This is a genomic window from Dyadobacter sp., assembly GCF_039919315.1.
In the GTDB taxonomy this organism is placed as follows: Bacteria; Bacteroidota; Bacteroidia; order Cytophagales; family Spirosomataceae; genus Dyadobacter.
This window is the reverse complement of record NZ_JBDSFX010000092.1, coordinates 50810-66901: the sequence shown is the minus strand read 5'-3', so window position 1 is coordinate 66901 and position 16092 is coordinate 50810. Positions and strand designations below refer to the sequence as shown.

Genomic DNA, 16092 nt, shown 5'->3' with positions numbered 1-16092 from the left:
GTAATTCGTAAAAGCCGGCCATTTGGCCGGCCTTTATTGCATCTCACTTTTACACACACATTCATATCATGGAATTAATAAAGGAACTTGACAAGCAAGGGAACTTCTTGTTCAGGCATCGCGGAACTCTGCCGCTGCTGATCATTCTGCCCGGTTTGATCGTATTCATTTTAGTAAATCTTGAAAAGGCGCATGCTCACATTAATGATTTTCCAGAACAAGGCTACCAGTATCTTTGTCTTTGCACCGCATTGCTTGGGCTTCTGATTCGCGCTTTGGCGGTGGGTTATGCTCAGAAAAATACGTCAGGAAGAAATACACAAAACCAGGTAGCAGACCACCTCAATACCTCGGGAATGTATTCCATTGTGAGGCATCCGCTGTATGTCGGAAATTTCTTTATGTGGTTAGGAATCGCCTTGCTGACGCAGCATACCTGGTTTATCGTGGCGTTTGTCCTCATATATTGGTTCTATTACGAGCGGATTATGTACGCCGAAGAACAGTATATTAAATCGAAGTTTGGTGAAGCGTTTTCGGATTGGGCAGCCCGAACACCAGCAGTAGTACCGAACATTTTCCAATGGCATAATCCTGACCTGAATTTCAGTTTCCGAAAGGTACTGAGGCAGGAAAAGAATGGGTTGGCGGCTATTTTTATCCTTTTCTTTTTATTTGATACCATAGCCGAGTATATTGCTTTCGAAGACGTGCAGTTTCGCCACGGAGAATGGTTAATCCTCTGCACAGCGAGTTCTGTCCTCTACATCATTCTGAAATTTTTGAAAAACTATACTGATCTCCTGAACGCCGAAGGTGGCAGATAATCAATTGATCATTGATTTTACTTAACTTTGGGGGTTATCCAGCTCAATAAATCATGGAATTCTTAAAAAGCCAGCGCCTCAACAATCTGAAATACGAGATCCGCGGGGCTACTTATCAAAAAGCACTGGAACTTGAAAGTCAGGGCTATAAAATCCATAACCTCAACATCGGGAATCCGGCACCATTCGGTTTTGATTCTCCCGATGAAATTGTTCACGATATCATCATGAATATCCGCAATGCGCAGGGATATTCAGACTCCCGCGGGTTGTTCGCGGCCCGCAAGGCGGTCATGCATTACACCCAAACCATTGGTATACAAGATGTTGAAATCAATGACATTTTCATTGGTAATGGTGTAAGTGAGCTGATACTGCTTTCCATGCAGGCATTGCTGAATCCGGGCGATGAAATCCTGGTACCTTCTCCCGACTATCCTTTGTGGACCGCTGCGATTGCATTGAGCGGCGGTACACCCGTACATTATGTATGTGACGAGCAGGCAGACTGGAACCCGGATCTGGACGATCTTGAAAAAAAGATCACCTCCCGCACCAAAGGAATTGTACTCATTAATCCCAACAACCCGACGGGCGCGGTCTATGAAAAAGACGTGTTGATCCGGATTGCAAAAATTGCCGAGGAACACGGACTGATTATCTTCTCCGACGAAATATACGATAAGATCCTCTACGACGGAGCCGTTCATTACCCGATGGGATCACTAGTAACTGATACATTATGTGTAAGTTATGGCGGACTTTCAAAAAATTACCGTTCGGCAGGTTTCAGAGGTGGGTGGATGATTTTGAGCGGCGCCAAACAAAAAGCCAAATCTTATACAGAAGGACTTTTACTACTGGCGAGCATGCGGCTTTGCGCCAATGTCCCCACCCAATATGCCATACAAACTGCTCTCGGCGGCTACCAAAGCATCAAAGAACTGGTCGCTCCGTCCGGCAGATTACATAAACAAATGAACCTTGTTTACGACAGACTGGTATCCATCCCAGGTATTACCTGCGTAAAACCCAAGGGCTCATTGTATGTTTTTCCAAAAATCGATCTGAAAAAGTTCGGTTTGAAAACAGACGAAAAGTTTGTTTATGACCTTCTTAGCGACCAAAAAGTACTTGTAGTGGCCGGTACAGGCTTTAACTACATTTCCGATGACCATTTCCGGATCGTGTTTCTCCCTACCCTGGATGAACTGAACCAGGCCATGGACAAACTGGAATACTTCCTTGAAAACCGGAGAGTTTTGTCCACACGCACTGTTGAAGATGTAATTGCCTGACCCAAAAGGTCATATTTCGTAATCCTCTGTCTGACAGTAAACACTGCCGAAACCAAATGACCATACCGAATACTACCATTCAGGAAGCCAAAAGGCAGCGTCTGTTTTTGTTGCTTTGTGGGATATTCCTCACCAATGCGTTGATTGCCGAGATTATCGGCGGTAAAATATTTTCGGTTGAAAGCCTGCTTGGGATAGCACCTGCACAATTGCTCATCGGAGGCCAGCGTCTTGACTTCAATATGACAGCCGGCGTTGTGAACTGGCCGGTCGTGTTCATTACTTCCGATATTATCAATGAGTATTTTGGTAGAAAAGGTGTGAAAAGGATCTCGTTCCTCACCGCCTGCTTCATTGCCTACACATTCATCACCATTCTTGTGGCCACCATGCTGCCCCCTGCCCAATTCTGGCTGGACCTCAATAATACCGACAAGCAAGGCAATGTCTTCAACATTAATGATGCATTTTCCAAGATTTTCAATCAGGGATTGGGCATTATGATCGGGTCCATTGTTGCATTTTTACTGGGCCAGCTGCTGGATGTGGTGGTATTTTCGTGGCTGCGCCGGAAAACCGGAAGCAGGTTTATATGGCTGCGCGCTACCGGCTCCACTATGTTTTCGCAATTGGTTGACAGCTTCGTGGTGATCACGATTGCATTTTATGTTTTCGGAAATTGGGATCTGAAACAGATTTTCGCGGTAGGTACAATCAATTATTTATACAAAGGCGTGGTCGCAATCCTGCTCACACCGCTCCTTTACGTAGCCCATTACTTCATTAACAACTATTTAGGGAAAGAATTTGCGGAAGAATTATCACACAAAGCAGCGCACGAGTAACGGTTAATTTCAGCCTTTTATAGAAACCTGCCTCCGCATATTATCCATCATAATGGCCGTAGCAATCCCTACATTCAATGATTCGGCAGCTCCTATCCTCGGTATGGTCACTTTGTGCGTGACCAGTTTTTCCACCTCGGCGCCAATGCCATTGGACTCATTACCCATGATGACATACCCGCCGGTTTGAGAAAATTGAAAATCATAAAGTGATTCTCCGCCCAGGAAAGCTCCTATTACACTTTTTTTCGCGCTATTTTCTTTGAGATAAGATACGAGATCTGTGTAAAAAATATTGACGCGTGTGAAAGAACCCTTGCTGGCAGCGATCACCTTGGGGTTATAAATGTCAGTGGTATCATTGGAGCAAACAATCTTGCTGATACCGTACCAATCGGCCACTCTGATGATGGTACCGAGGTTTCCGGGGTCGCGGACATCATCCAGAACAAGCATATATTCCGAATCATCCAAAGACAAAAACGCATTTTGCTTCGTTTTAGCTACGGCAAGGCAAGAGTCATTAGTTTGGAAGGAACCGAGTCCTTCCAGCTCCTGAATGGTCACCGTTTCTGTGAGCGTGTTGTGCCGGGTTAAAATACTTGAGTATTTTTGCTGAAATTCCTGAGTTGCTAAGACGACCTCGGTTTTAAAATCGGATTCCAGCAGTTCCAGCACACTTTTGGCACCTTCTACCATAAATGCCCCGTGCTGCTGCCGGTACTTCTTGATTTTAAGCGAGTTGATATACTTTATACGATTTTTCGACAGCATTGAATATTAATTGTAGGATTACATACGGTTGGTTTATTTTCCTCGTTTCGATAGGGCTATTTTCCTGCGCACCCAAGTCTACATCACCAACCAAAAGTTATTTTCTCGGCACTTCTTCCATCAAGGGCAATCATGCTGTCAATGACTCGGAGCTTGATGCATTGATTCCCCAAAAACCCAACAGGCGATTGCTCGGCCTGCCTTTTTTCCCATATGTCGGTCTGTACCGTTTCGGCGAACTGTTTTACAACCGGGAAGAAAAACAGCGAAAGGTCATTGAGGTCACGCAAAATTATCAGAAAGAATCTCGGATTCACGAAAATTCTCCCCGAAAGCTTGAAAAGATACAGCGACGATATGCCAAAAAGCTTGAAAAAGCACAGGCACGGGTAGAGCAGGGCAATTTCTGGATGCGTGTTCTGGGAGAAGCCCCGGTATATTTTGACTTGAATGAGGTGGCGCTGAATGCTGAAAAGATGCAGAAGTACCTTTATAACAATGGTTTTTTTCAGGCAAAGGTTGGGTTCAAGCCCGATACGATTTTTGACAGGATCAGGGTCAATTACCTGGTTACCGAAAGCCGTCCCACCATGATCCGCGACGTGTCGTATCAGATCAAAAACTATTTTGCCGACAGTATTATCAGTGCCAATTCCAAAGATGCAGCGTTGACTGGCAAGAAGAGGTACGATGGTGACGCATTTGAAGAAGAGAGAGTAAGAATAGAAACCTTGCTGCGTGACCAAGGCTATATGGGTTTTTCCCGGCAGAATGTGACCTACCTCGTGAACGACACCATTACCAATGCATTGACTGACAGTCTTTTCAAATCAGTAGACGTGAAAGTTCGCGTAGATGTGCCCGTGGAGGGGGACAAGCCCGTCCGCTACGTGATCAATTCTGTTAATTTTGAGGTGCTGCCTCCTTCCGGCTTTGCTGACTCTCTTTTCAGAAAGGATACGACTAGTTATCGGGACATTCATTATCTCTTTTCAGACAAAAGATTTTCAACAAAAATACTGGATAGTAAAATTCAGGTACGTCCCGGCGCATTTTACAGCCAGAAAAAGGAAAGGGACACGCAGCAGCAACTTTCGCTGACCGATCAGTTCCGATTTGTTAACTACAACTACACCCTCGATTCAACCGGTAAAGGCATCAATAGCTATTTCAGGGTGATACCACTTGAAAAATACCAGATTTCCACAGATGTTGGGCTGAATGTAATACAGCTGCAAGGCACACCGGGCCCATTCGCTAACCTGTCGTATAAAATCCGTAATGTGTTCAATGGTTTGGAGAATTTTGAAGCAAATTTAAGAGGCGGGATTGAACTGGTACCGGGCTTTTTGGGTGATCAGCAAATATACAGGAGTGAAGAAATCGGACTGAATACTTCCCTGATCTTTCCGCGACTGCTCACGCCGGGCAGTCTGTTTCAAAAGCAATCGGCCGGCTATAATCCCCGGACCCAGGTCAGTTTGGGTTATAACTATGTCAATCGCCCGGAATATACCCGGACCAATGTAAAAATGGCGCTGAATTATTCCTGGCAGCCTACAAATACTACCCTATTCAATGTATCATTGGTTGACCTCAACATTCTGAATACCCAGAACATTCGTGCTGATTTCGAAAGCCTGCTTAAAGAATTGCAATTGCAGGGTAACAATCTGATCAACAGCTTCAATCCATCTTTCGTATCAGACATTAACTTCAACTTTGTATATAATACAAACTCCCTGATCGGGCGGCAGAAAAATGCAAGGTATTTCAGGATCGGGCTTGAATCAGGGGGTACTTCCCTTAATGTGCTTCCGGGCCAGAAAAAGCTCATCAAAAATGTATTTGGCGACGATCTTCAGTTCTATAAATATTTACGCTGGAATGCAGATTTCCGGCGCTACTGGCCTGCCGGGAAAAAATCCGCATTTGTTGCGCGGGTCAATACCGGTGCCATTTACAGCTATGGTGATAGTAAAGTACCGCCGTATGAAAAATATTTCTTTGCCGGTGGATCAAACAGTTTGCGAGCATGGCTACCCCGGAGGCTTGGTCCCGGCTCGTCTCCTCCGCGACTCACTTACAATAATTTGTCAATCGAATCTCCCGGGGAGTTCCTGCTGGAAGGAAACCTGGAATGGCGGGGATTTCTGGCCAAATTCTTCGGCGACATTAATTATGCCCTGTTTCTAGACGCGGGTAATGTTTGGAACCTGGGAAGTACGGCAACAGATTCTCAAAAATTTGAAGCGGATAAGTTTCTAAGCGAAATCGCCGTCGGTACGGGATTTGGTATTCGTTATGACCTCTCCTTTTTTGTCCTCCGATTTGACTTCGGGATTAAAGTATATGATCCTGCATTACAACGGTTTGTACTGGATGAATTGCAGTTTAACAGGCTTTTCAAAAGAACACAATCCAATTTTTTAAACATCAATCTGGGTGTCGGCTATCCGTTTTGACAATGAAATTTGCCTCATGCTAGGCTATGACAGTTTGTCAGTTTTCTGTTATTTCTTCCTATCTTTGTGATTCTGCAGCGCTTTTTTTAGCCTGAACAAATCGGGTGATTCAGCTAGTACGCAGATTTTGAGACTAAGATCCCTTCGCATGGAACATAGAATTGCAGATACATTAAAAATATTGACTGAGGCGGATAAAGAGGCGTGTGAAATCGTGCGTGTTTCTGAGAATGAGCCTGTTTCAAGCAAAAAAAGACTATTTATAGAAAGCTACGGCTGCCAGATGAACTTCTCTGACAGTGAAATTGTAGCATCCGTGATGCGTGAAGCTGGATATGCCACGACTTCGGACGCAGACAATGCGGATGTTCTTTTCTTAAACACTTGCTCCATTCGCGATAATGCGGAAAGAAAAGTGCGAAAAAGGCTCACTGAGCTGAATATGATCAAGAAACGGAAACCCGGGACTTTGATCGGAATATTGGGCTGCATGGCTGAAAGGCTGAAAGCAAAGTTGCTGGACGAGGAGAAAATGGTGGACATTGTAACCGGCCCGGATGCCTACCGCGATCTTCCACGTTTGATAGAGGAAGCCGAAACAGGCCAGAAAGGTGTCAATGTGTTTCTTTCCAAAGAAGAAACTTACGCCGACATCTCTCCTATCAGACTGAATTCCAATGGCATAACTGCATTTATTTCCATTATGCGCGGCTGTGATAATATGTGCAGCTTTTGCGTGGTACCATTCACCCGCGGCCGTGAGCGCAGCCGCGACCCTTATTCCATCTTGAAAGAAGCGGAAGAGCTTTTTAGGGACGGATATAAGGAAGTGACGTTGCTAGGCCAGAATGTCGACAGCTACAAATGGACAGGCCAGCCGGGCATTATCGCGGTTTCTGAGGAACTGAATGTGAATTCGCCAACTCAGGTTCACGTTAATTTTGCCGGATTGTTGGAAATGGTCGCATTAGTAAGTCCCGAGCTGCGTGTCAGATTCAGTACCTCTCACCCCAAGGACATTACCGATGAGGTGTTGTATACCATTAAAAAGCACGATAACATCTGCAAATACATTCACCTTCCTGCTCAAAGCGGCAATAGCCGGGTGCTGGAAATCATGAACCGTACTTACAACCGGGACTGGTATCTGGACCGAATCGACAGTATCAGAAGGATTTTGGGTGACGATTGCGGCATTTCGCATGACATGATCACCGGTTTCTGCACGGAAACGGAAGAAGAACACCAGGATTCGGTATCCCTGCTCGAATATGTCAAATTCGACTTTGGGTATATGTTTGCCTATTCAGAGCGCCCGGGGACATTGGCTGCTAAAAAATTCACCGATGATATTCCGGCGGACATTAAGCAAAGAAGACTTGCGGAAATTATTGAGGTACAGCAGCGTATTTCAATGGAACGTAACCAAAGACTCATTGGTACCATTCAGAAAATACTTGTCGAAGGCACTTCCAAGCGTTCGGAAGACGATTTTATTGGACGCAATGACCAAAATAAAAAGGTTATTTTCCCAAGAGAAAATTTCAAAAAGGGTGATTATGTGAATGTAATGATCACCGATTGCACTACTGCAACGCTTCGTGGGTATGCAGTCGAAAAAACACCTGCATTAGCCAACAGCCATCAGCCAGTTTCATGAATTTACCAGAAATACAAGCAATAAAAAACCGTTTTGGAATCATTGGTACTTCCCCCGGGCTGAATCATGCTATTAATGTAGGGGTTCAGGTGGCGGCGACAGACCTTACCGTGCTGATTACCGGCGAGAGCGGAAGCGGAAAAGAATCATTTTCAAAAATCATACATAGCCTCAGTTCCAGAAAACACGGGCCATTCATTGCGATCAACTGCGGCGCAATACCGGAAGGAACCATTGATTCGGAACTTTTTGGACATGAAAAAGGCGCTTTTACCGGTGCATTGGATTCACGGAAAGGTTATTTTGAAACCACAAACAGTGGGACTATTTTCCTGGATGAAGTAGGAGAAATGCCTTTGGGAACACAGTCCCGATTACTTCGTGTACTCGAAAACGGAGAGTATATCCGGGTAGGTTCTTCCAAAGTCCTTAAAACGAATGTGCGGGTCGTAGCGGCTACCAATGTTAACTTGTTGGATGCCGTTAATAATGGAAAATTCAGGGAAGATCTCTATTACCGGTTGAACACTGTGCCAATTTATGTGCCGCCATTGCGGGACCGGGGCGACGATATATTGTTGCTATTCAGAAAGTTTACGAATGATTTTTCGGAAAGATACCGCACCAAACCAGTCAGATTGGATACTGATGCACGTGACTTGCTGATGCAATATCCTTTCCCCGGTAATATCCGTCAGCTCAAAAACATCGCCGAGCAGATCACCATTCTTGAAACTGACAAAGAGCTTCCTATTACCTCGGATACGCTCAACCATTACCTGAACCCAGTGCAGCCCGCCGGCCGGAAAGCGCTGATCACGCTGCGGACCGGTGAAGAAAGAGGCGAATCGTTTTCGGAACGGGAGCTACTTTACAAGGTTTTGTTCGATATGCGCCGCGACATGACTGAACTTAAAAAACTCGTCAGGAATGTGCTCGAAAATGAAAAGTACGGCGGTGATATTTTGAAAGATCACCAGGAGCTGTTCAGTTCATTGAACAACAACCCTGAGTCTACATCGCATACGCCGACTATTGAACCGGCGCGTTTGCTTTCTCCCACACCATCAAGAACTGTCGATCTGGACAGGTATTCCGACGAAAGGAGTGAAATTGAGGATGTTTTACACGTTACGGCCGAGGAAGAATCACTTTCACTGGAAGACAAGGAAAAAGAAATGATCATCAAGGCATTGCGGAAGAATAATAACAAACGAAAATATGCGGCCAACGCATTGGGCATATCGGAAAGGACGTTATACAGGAAGATTAAACAGTATGACATTGAAGAATAACAATAAGGTATGCCGGTACCTGACTGCTAAAAACTGGATTTTGGTGCTTTTCTTTTTACACAGTTCCGTTTTTATATCGGGATGCGGCGTGTACTCCTTTACCGGGACCAATTTATCCCCTGACATCAAGACTTTCAGCGTTCTCAACTTTACGATGGGAACAGCGGGTGGCCCGTCCGATCTCCCGCAACGGCTTACGGAAGAATTAAAAGAATATTTCCAGCGAAATACCAGCCTCATCAGCCAGCCCGGCGGTGGTGACCTTGTACTGGAAGGATCCATTACCGGGTACGATGTACTGGCGGCTGCGCCTACTGCTAACGACCAGGCCGGCCTTAACCGCTTGAATGTAACTGTGCAGGTGAGATATACCAATGCGAAGGACGAAACCAAGAACTTTGACCAGGCTTTCACCTACTATGCCGACTTCCCACAGGATCAGACACTTAACCAGAATGAAGCGCGGTTGCTACCAACGATACGTGAAAACATCGTTCAGCAGATCTTTAATAAATCAGCTGCGGACTGGTAAGAGACATTCCTTTTGCCTAATTTTATCTCCCCGTTTCAAATTAACACCCGCTCACTTCATGGCAATCATTGATAAGGATACATTCAGCCAATTGGTAAAACGCCCGCACGCGGTTGGTACAGATGTAATCCCTCAACTGGAAGCTACGATCAAAGCATTTCCTTTTTGCCAGATCTCCTACTCGCTTTTGGCGAAGGCTTCCAGCCTCACTTCTGCTGAAAAACTCGACGAAACCCGTCCCCGCGCTGCCGCATATGCATTGAGCAGGGTCGCTTTACAGCAACTGGTGGAAAACGATACGGAACGTTACGATGCTTCCGTCAACATCGAGGAAGTGATTGAGGCGCAGGACAAAGCGATTCCCCAAAATGGTGAAGATATTCTGATCAGCATTGTCGAGCAGGAAATTACGCCGCAACAAGCTCAAAGATCTGAAGAGCAAAGAAGACAGCAGCAGATTATTGAGGGTTTTATGAAGAAAAATCCGCGGATACAGCGTCAGGATAATAATCTGGAACCGGTATCCATTGATCTGAGCGGCAGGGTTGCCGAATCGGGTAGCGGAAGTATTGAGACCGAAGCATTTGCAAAAATTTTAATCCGTCAGGGCAAAATCGAGAAGGCAATTGATCTCTATCAAAAATTGATCTTGAAAAAACCGGAAAAAAGGAATTACTTTGCAAAAAAATTAAGCGAGTTATATCGCTAAAATTGAAGCGAAGCCGAGTGAATGACGCATTCACTCATTCAATCATTCATTCATTTTTATATTATAAGGCATGTATTTGGGTTTGATTATTCTGGTTGCAATTGTAGCAGTTTTATTGATTCTCGTTGTTTTGGTTCAAAATTCAAAAGGAGGAGGACTTTCAAGTGAGTTTAGCGGAGCAGGGACTACCCAAATGTTCGGCGTTAAAAAAACCACTGATTTGCTTGAACAAATTACCTGGGGACTTGCCAGCACTGTTATTCTGATCTCCCTTGCTTCTTATATAGTAGTAGGCGGAAGTAATGCAGAAACCGGCATTAAAAGTGTCAATGTAGACAAAGCTCAGAATACTGCGGTACCAGGCGGAAATATTGCTCCTGCACCTGCAAAATCGACTACTCCTGCTGCTACTGCCCCAGCACCAACGCCTGCTGATACTTCGAAATAAGCAGAAAGAAACATATATAAAGGTTCGCGATGCAGCATCGCGAACCTTTTTTGGCTTCAGACCTTCCGTGGCAATGGCTAGGCGATATTAATTTCCCGCAACATCAGCTTCTCAGCGACAGGCAAAAGGGTTTCCTGCAAGGGATACTCATAGCGCGATTCCACCACATAGGTAGCCGGATTGGGGAGTGACTTGTTCTTTTTTGTCAGATCCACTTTGATTTGTGACACGGTATTGCCGATACCTATCCGCACGGTTTCCACGAAAGTCGTTTTCAAATACCTCTGTTTCATTTCGTTGTATAGCGCAAGCTGGTATTCAAATATGCTTACCAGCGGCTGGAAAGTATGCAGAAATAGCAGATAGCCCTCTTGCAAACGAAGCGGCACGATTCCTACGGGCGAAATTTTCACATTTTCCTCCACTTCGTTGAATCTTTCTGTACCCTCATCAATGGATTTAGAAAAGCGGTCAATCGCAAAATCGAGCATGTAATTCAAATCTTCGAGGTAAGGATCATCCTGATGGGTCTCCTCGTACTCCAGTCTCAATCTCTGAATATTTATACCTGTCAGGTTTTTGGGAATTGATGTTTTTATCTGACTCTTATTAGCCTGAATGTTGATGCATGAGTTGAAATGGTATTTCAATTCGGGCAAATGCGGATGCAGCCGGTTTTGAGTAAACTCGCTATCTATATGCTGCAAATAGGCCATTAGCACATATTTTTTGTACTCTAGATCAAAAATTCCTTCGGTTAACCAATTCTTTTGGAGGTTTGTCATCGGATTTTAACTTTGGTGCCGATAAAATTTAAGCATTTTCAAAACCGGAAACAATTTTTTGACTTTCCTGACACACGAAAAGCACTATAGTTATATAACGGCAGGTTTAGATACAAATTTGTCACACTTCCCGGAAAAAATGTCAGAGAGGAAACGCTGGCATAGATTGTGCTTACGAGTTTGCAGTCAAATCAATTACTGACAATCATAAAAAACAAACGTTTAATATTTATGTCAACTTTAGCAGAAATACAAGTGAACGTACAACCTCTGGCTGATCGTGTTCTTGTAGAACCAGCCCCAGCCGAAGAAAAAACAGCATTTGGTATCATTATCCCTGATACTGCAAAGGAAAAGCCTCAGCGTGGAACCGTGGTAGCCGTTGGCCCAGGTAAAAAAGATGAGCCGCTTACAGTAAAAGTAGGTGATACCGTATTGTACGGTAAGTATTCAGGTACTGAATTAGCATACGAAGGAAAAGACATCCTGATCATGCGTGAATCAGACATTTATGCCATTATTGGTTAATTGTCTGACATTAAAATTCATAGTTTCTCTTAAAGTTATTTCAAATAATTAATTGTTATGTCTAAGAAAATATTTTTTGACACAGAAGCCCGCGATAAAATAAAGCGCGGTGTTGACACATTGGCTGACGCCGTTAAAGTTACTTTGGGACCTCGTGGCCGTAATGTTGTAATCGACAAAAAATTCGGCTCACCAAGCATAACTAAGGATGGTGTTACTGTTGCAAAAGAAATCGATTTGAAAGACCCTATTGAAAACATGGGTGCTCAATTGGTGAAAGAAGTTGCTTCTAAAACTGCTGATTCAGCAGGTGATGGTACTACTACTGCAACTGTACTTGCACAAGCGATTTATTCGATCGGTGTTAAAAACGTAGCAGCTGGCGCAAATCCAATGGATCTGAAACGCGGTATCGATAAAGCTGTTTCCGTGATCGTTAAAGATCTTGAGAAACAAAAGAAAAACATCTCTACTTCCAAAGAAATCGCTCAGGTTGCTACTATCTCAGCTAACCATGACGAAGAAATTGGTCAGATGATCGCTGAGGCGATGGAAAAAGTAGGAAAAGAAGGTGTTATCACTGTGGAAGAAGCTCGTGGTACCGAAACGGAAGTTAAAACCGTAGAAGGTATGCAGTTTGACCGTGGATACCTTTCTCCATATTTTGTTACTAATACAGAGAAAATGGAAGCTGATCTTGAGCGTCCATACATCTTGATTTCTGAGAAGAAAGTTTCTTCCATGAAAGAATTGCTTCCAGTTCTTGAAGCAGTTGCACAAACTGGCCGTCCTTTGCTTATTTTAGCAGAAGATGTTGACGGAGAAGCGTTGGCTACATTGGTAGTGAACAAAATCCGTGGCGCCTTGAAAGTGGCTGCTGTTAAAGCTCCTGGTTTTGGTGACCGTCGTAAAGCAATGCTTGAAGACATTGCTATCATCACTGGTGGTACAGTTATCAGCGAAGAACGCGGTTTCAAATTGGAAAACGCAACTTTGGAATACCTTGGTACTTGCGAAAAAGCAATTATCGACAAAGACAACACAACTTTGGTAAATGGTGCAGGTAACTCTGAAGACATTCAGGGCCGTGTTAACCAGATCAAAGCACAGATCGAAAATACAACTTCTGATTACGATCGCGAAAAATTGCAGGAACGTCTGGCTAAATTGTCAGGTGGTGTAGCTATCCTTTACATTGGAGCTGCAACTGAGGTTGAAATGAAAGAGAAAAAAGACCGCGTTGACGATGCATTACATGCAACCCGTGCTGCTGTTGAAGAAGGTATCGTAGCTGGTGGTGGTGTGGCATACATCCGTGCTACTGCTGCTCTGGAAGGCTTTACCGGAAACAACGAAGACGAAACAACCGGTATCAACATTATCCGTGTTGCTTTGGAAGCTCCTTTGAGAACAATCGTTTCTAACTCAGGCCAAGAGCCATCGGTAGTTGTTGCGAAAGTGAAAGAAGGAACTGGCGCTTATGGTTACAATGCAAAAGACAATGTTTACACAGACCTTTTGGAAGCTGGTATCATTGATCCTAAGAAAGTTTCACGTTTGGCTTTGGAAAACGCAGCATCTATTGCAGGTCTGTTGTTGACAACTGAATGTGTTATTGCTGACGAACCAGAAGAAGCTCCTGCAGGCGGTGGCCACAGCCACGGCGGTGGAATGGGCGGAATGATGTAATTTTTTTAGTTGAGAGTTTAGAGTCGAAAGTTTATAATTCAATTGTTACACTTTCGACTCTGAACTCTTAAACTCTAAGCTCAATAAAATAGCCGACCGGAAAATCCGGGCGGCTATTTGCTTTACTCAACGTTATGAAAAACTTCCCGATTGAGACGTGGTCATCAACAGGTCGTCACACATTTGAGTAAAAAAAATTTATGGAAGCATTATCCCATCCTGCATAACCAGTCGACGGTCTGCCATTTCTGCCAATTCTTCGTTGTGCGTTACGATTACGAAAGTTTGCCCGAACTCATCCCGCAGCTTGAAAAACAATTGGTGCAGATCCAGTGCATTGTGAGAATCGAGGTTACCGCTGGGTTCGTCGGCGAGTACGATGGACGGTCTGTTGAAAAGCGCTCTCGCCACTGCCACTCTTTGCTGCTCACCGCCAGATAGTTGAGAAGGCAAATGATCCATTCTACCGGAAAGACCTAGCATATCAAGCAACTCTTTTCCTCTGGAAGTAATCTCTTTTTCGTTCCCCGAATCATTAATGTAGCCGGGCATGCAGGCATTTTCCAGGGCTGTAAATTCGGCCAGCAGATTATGAAATTGGAAGATAAAACCAATCTTTTCATTTCTGAATTTGGCAAGATCTTTATCCTTTTGGGTAAAAACATTCACTCCTTCTATCAGTACTTCTCCTTCATCAGGCCTGTCCAATGTGCCTAAAATGTGCAAGAAAGTACTTTTTCCAGCTCCTGACGGACCCACTATTGCTACTACTTCTCCCGTTTTTACTTCCAGATCAATTCCTTTCAAAACCTGCAGAGAACCGTATGTCCGCCTGATCCCGCTCGCCCGAAGTAAATTCATATTTTGAAGAAAGATAATTGGACTGAAACCTACGCCCGTTTTGATTAATTCCTTAATTTGCCGTGAAAATACCAATTTACTTTTATACTCATGAATATTCACGAATATCAAGGCAAAAGTGTCCTTAAAAAATACGGCGTACGTATTCAGGAAGGACTTGTTGCCGACACCCCTGACAAAGCGGTGGAAGTCGCCCGTGAGATTAGCCAGCAGACAGGTACCAAATGGTATGTGGTTAAATCACAAATTCACGCGGGTGGGCGTGGTAAAGGCAGAATTGTAGGCAGCGAACAACGTGGTGTTGCCTTGGCAAAATCTGTTGAGGATGTGCGTACAATATCGAATAACATTCTGGGAAAAGTACTTGTTACGCATCAGACTGGCCCAGAAGGCAAGCGCGTAAACAAAGTTCTTATTGCTGAGGATGTTTATTACCCAGGTCCTAGTGAGCCAAAAGAGTACTATCTGTCTATTCTGCTTGACAGAGGCAGAAACTGTAATGTCATCATGGCAAGTACAGAAGGTGGTATGGATATAGAGGAGGTTGCTGAGCACACTCCTGAAAAAATCATGAAAGAGTGGATTGATCCAAAAGTAGGTTTGCAGCCATTCCAGGCACGTAAAGTAGCTTTTGCATTAGGCCTTGAAGGTGATGCTTTCAAAGAAATGGTGAAATTCATCACTTCACTTTACAAAGCTTATATTGAAAGTGATTCAGCGATGTTCGAAATCAACCCGGTTTTGAAAACATCTGATAATAAAATTCTTGCCGTTGATGCGAAGGTAGATTTGGATGACAATGCATTGTATCGTCACCCAGAGCTGGCTGAAATGCGTGATACCAACGAAGAAGATCCTTTGGAAGTAGAGGCAGGCGCTAACAACCTGAACTACGTAAAATTGGACGGAAACGTAGGTTGTATGGTCAATGGTGCCGGTCTTGCGATGGCTACCATGGATATTATCAAACTTTCAGGTGGTGAGCCTGCTAACTTCCTGGATGTTGGGGGTGGCGCGAACGCTCGTACCGTAGAAGCAGGTTTCCGTATCATTCTGAAAGATCCTAATGTAAAGGCGATCCTGATCAATATCTTCGGTGGTATCGTTCGTTGCGACCGCGTTGCAGCTGGTGTCGTTGAAGCTTACAAAGCAATTGGCGAAATACCTGTTCCGATCATCGTTCGTTTGCAGGGAACCAATGCAGAAGAAGGAGCGCGTATCATTAATGAGTCAGGTCTGAAAGTATATTCAGCGATCGAATTCAAAGAAGCCGCAACCAAGGTTTCAGAAGTTCTGGCCGAATTGGGCGTCTAGCACCCACCCGCAACATAGCCCAGGACTTAAGTCCTGGGCTATGCCCTCCGGCACCACGCCAT

At 44.4% G+C, this 16092-nt stretch carries 15 protein-coding genes; 12 read left to right on the top strand and 3 right to left on the bottom strand.

What is annotated here, in order from left to right; genetic code table 11:
• Nucleotides 1-68: 68 nt before the first annotated feature.
• Genes ABIO93_RS27225 through ABIO93_RS27215 form a run of 3 tightly spaced genes read left to right on the top strand, consistent with a single transcriptional unit; the run spans nt 69 to nt 2970 of the window.
• On the top strand, nt 69-827 hold the full coding sequence (locus ABIO93_RS27225; protein WP_348073168.1) for an isoprenylcysteine carboxylmethyltransferase family protein: 759 nt from the start codon (nt 69-71) through the stop codon (nt 825-827).
• Nucleotides 828-880: 53 nt separating this feature from the next.
• Nucleotides 881-2125, top strand: a complete 1245-nt coding sequence (locus ABIO93_RS27220) for a pyridoxal phosphate-dependent aminotransferase (protein ID WP_348073167.1) — start codon at nt 881-883, stop codon at nt 2123-2125.
• Between the two features lie 56 nt (nt 2126-2181).
• A complete protein-coding gene (locus ABIO93_RS27215; RefSeq protein ID WP_348073166.1) occupies nt 2182-2970 on the top strand; it encodes a queuosine precursor transporter in 789 nt (262 codons plus the stop codon).
• A 9-nt stretch (nt 2971-2979) separates the two neighbouring features.
• Here the strand turns inward: ABIO93_RS27215 and ABIO93_RS27210 are convergent, their stop codons facing one another.
• The gene (locus tag ABIO93_RS27210) at nt 2980-3744 is read right to left on the bottom strand and encodes an RNA methyltransferase (protein WP_348073165.1); all 765 of its coding nucleotides are present in this window, start codon (nt 3742-3744) and stop codon (nt 2980-2982) included.
• Here ABIO93_RS27210 and ABIO93_RS27205 point away from each other — a divergent pair.
• The 6 genes from ABIO93_RS27205 to secG all read left to right on the top strand — a co-directional run bounded on the left by ABIO93_RS27205 (nt 3744) and on the right by secG (nt 10853).
• Nucleotides 3744-6209: a BamA/TamA family outer membrane protein gene (locus tag ABIO93_RS27205; RefSeq protein ID WP_348073164.1), complete on the top strand. Its 2466-nt coding sequence runs from the start codon at nt 3744-3746 to the stop codon at nt 6207-6209. The genes ABIO93_RS27210 and ABIO93_RS27205 overlap by 1 nt on opposite strands.
• A 148-nt stretch (nt 6210-6357) precedes the next feature.
• Nucleotides 6358-7869: a tRNA (N6-isopentenyl adenosine(37)-C2)-methylthiotransferase MiaB gene (gene miaB, locus ABIO93_RS27200; RefSeq protein WP_348073163.1), complete on the top strand. Its 1512-nt coding sequence runs from the start codon at nt 6358-6360 to the stop codon at nt 7867-7869.
• Nucleotides 7866-9164: a sigma-54 dependent transcriptional regulator gene (locus ABIO93_RS27195; RefSeq protein WP_348073162.1), complete on the top strand. Its 1299-nt coding sequence runs from the start codon at nt 7866-7868 to the stop codon at nt 9162-9164. The genes miaB and ABIO93_RS27195 overlap by 4 nt, the downstream gene beginning before the upstream one ends.
• Complete coding sequence (locus ABIO93_RS27190; RefSeq protein ID WP_348073161.1) at nt 9148-9696, top strand: LptE family protein; 549 nt, start codon at nt 9148-9150, stop codon at nt 9694-9696. The genes ABIO93_RS27195 and ABIO93_RS27190 overlap by 17 nt, the downstream gene beginning before the upstream one ends.
• Before the next feature lie 58 nt (nt 9697-9754).
• Entirely contained in the window at nt 9755-10405 is a 651-nt protein-coding gene (locus ABIO93_RS27185) for a hypothetical protein (protein WP_348073160.1), read from the top strand.
• A gap of 70 nt (nt 10406-10475) precedes the next feature.
• Nucleotides 10476-10853 carry a preprotein translocase subunit SecG gene (gene secG / locus ABIO93_RS27180; protein ID WP_348073159.1) on the top strand — a complete coding sequence of 126 codons (378 nt, stop codon included), beginning with the start codon at nt 10476-10478 and terminating at the stop codon, nt 10851-10853.
• Nucleotides 10854-10930: 77 nt separating this feature from the next.
• On the opposite strand, the gene ABIO93_RS27175 is transcribed toward secG, so the two are convergent.
• A complete protein-coding gene (locus tag ABIO93_RS27175) occupies nt 10931-11638 on the bottom strand; it encodes a hypothetical protein (RefSeq protein ID WP_348073158.1) in 708 nt (235 codons plus the stop codon).
• A 231-nt stretch (nt 11639-11869) separates the two neighbouring features.
• On the opposite strand from ABIO93_RS27175, the gene ABIO93_RS27170 reads away from it, so the two are divergent.
• Both ABIO93_RS27170 and groL read left to right on the top strand, forming a co-directional pair.
• The gene (locus tag ABIO93_RS27170; protein ID WP_031526862.1) at nt 11870-12166 is read left to right on the top strand and encodes a co-chaperone GroES; all 297 of its coding nucleotides are present in this window, start codon (nt 11870-11872) and stop codon (nt 12164-12166) included.
• 57 nt (nt 12167-12223) lie between these two features.
• On the top strand, nt 12224-13855 hold the full coding sequence (groL, locus tag ABIO93_RS27165; RefSeq protein ID WP_348073157.1) for a chaperonin GroEL: 1632 nt from the start codon (nt 12224-12226) through the stop codon (nt 13853-13855).
• A 198-nt stretch (nt 13856-14053) separates the two neighbouring features.
• Here groL and ABIO93_RS27160 read toward each other — a convergent pair whose 3' ends face one another.
• On the bottom strand, nt 14054-14716 hold the full coding sequence (locus ABIO93_RS27160; protein ID WP_348073156.1) for an ABC transporter ATP-binding protein: 663 nt from the start codon (nt 14714-14716) through the stop codon (nt 14054-14056).
• A gap of 90 nt (nt 14717-14806) precedes the next feature.
• On the opposite strand from ABIO93_RS27160, the gene sucC reads away from it, so the two are divergent.
• The gene (gene sucC, locus ABIO93_RS27155; protein WP_348073155.1) at nt 14807-16030 is read left to right on the top strand and encodes an ADP-forming succinate--CoA ligase subunit beta; all 1224 of its coding nucleotides are present in this window, start codon (nt 14807-14809) and stop codon (nt 16028-16030) included.
• Nucleotides 16031-16092: the final 62 nt, after the last annotated feature.

Excerpts from the sequence above, each read along its gene's own strand:
- sucC (WP_348073155.1), top strand. The coding sequence starts at position 14,807 with ATGAATATTCACGAATATCAAGGCAAAAGTGTCCTTAAAAAATACGGC.
- ABIO93_RS27175 (WP_348073158.1), bottom strand. The coding sequence starts at position 11,638 with ATGACAAACCTCCAAAAGAATTGGTTAACCGAAGGAATTTTTGATCTA.
- ABIO93_RS27215 (WP_348073166.1), top strand. The coding sequence starts at position 2,182 with ATGACCATACCGAATACTACCATTCAGGAAGCCAAAAGGCAGCGTCTG.
- ABIO93_RS27220 (WP_348073167.1), top strand. The coding sequence starts at position 881 with ATGGAATTCTTAAAAAGCCAGCGCCTCAACAATCTGAAATACGAGATC.
- groL (WP_348073157.1), top strand. The coding sequence starts at position 12,224 with ATGTCTAAGAAAATATTTTTTGACACAGAAGCCCGCGATAAAATAAAG.
- ABIO93_RS27170 (WP_031526862.1), top strand. The coding sequence starts at position 11,870 with ATGTCAACTTTAGCAGAAATACAAGTGAACGTACAACCTCTGGCTGAT.
- secG (WP_348073159.1), top strand. The coding sequence starts at position 10,476 with ATGTATTTGGGTTTGATTATTCTGGTTGCAATTGTAGCAGTTTTATTG.
- ABIO93_RS27195 (WP_348073162.1), top strand. The coding sequence starts at position 7,866 with ATGAATTTACCAGAAATACAAGCAATAAAAAACCGTTTTGGAATCATT.
- ABIO93_RS27225 (WP_348073168.1), top strand. The coding sequence starts at position 69 with ATGGAATTAATAAAGGAACTTGACAAGCAAGGGAACTTCTTGTTCAGG.
- miaB (WP_348073163.1), top strand. The coding sequence starts at position 6,358 with ATGGAACATAGAATTGCAGATACATTAAAAATATTGACTGAGGCGGAT.
- ABIO93_RS27185 (WP_348073160.1), top strand. The coding sequence starts at position 9,755 with ATGGCAATCATTGATAAGGATACATTCAGCCAATTGGTAAAACGCCCG.
- ABIO93_RS27160 (WP_348073156.1), bottom strand. The coding sequence starts at position 14,716 with ATGAATTTACTTCGGGCGAGCGGGATCAGGCGGACATACGGTTCTCTG.
- ABIO93_RS27190 (WP_348073161.1), top strand. The coding sequence starts at position 9,148 with ATGACATTGAAGAATAACAATAAGGTATGCCGGTACCTGACTGCTAAA.
- ABIO93_RS27210 (WP_348073165.1), bottom strand. The coding sequence starts at position 3,744 with ATGCTGTCGAAAAATCGTATAAAGTATATCAACTCGCTTAAAATCAAG.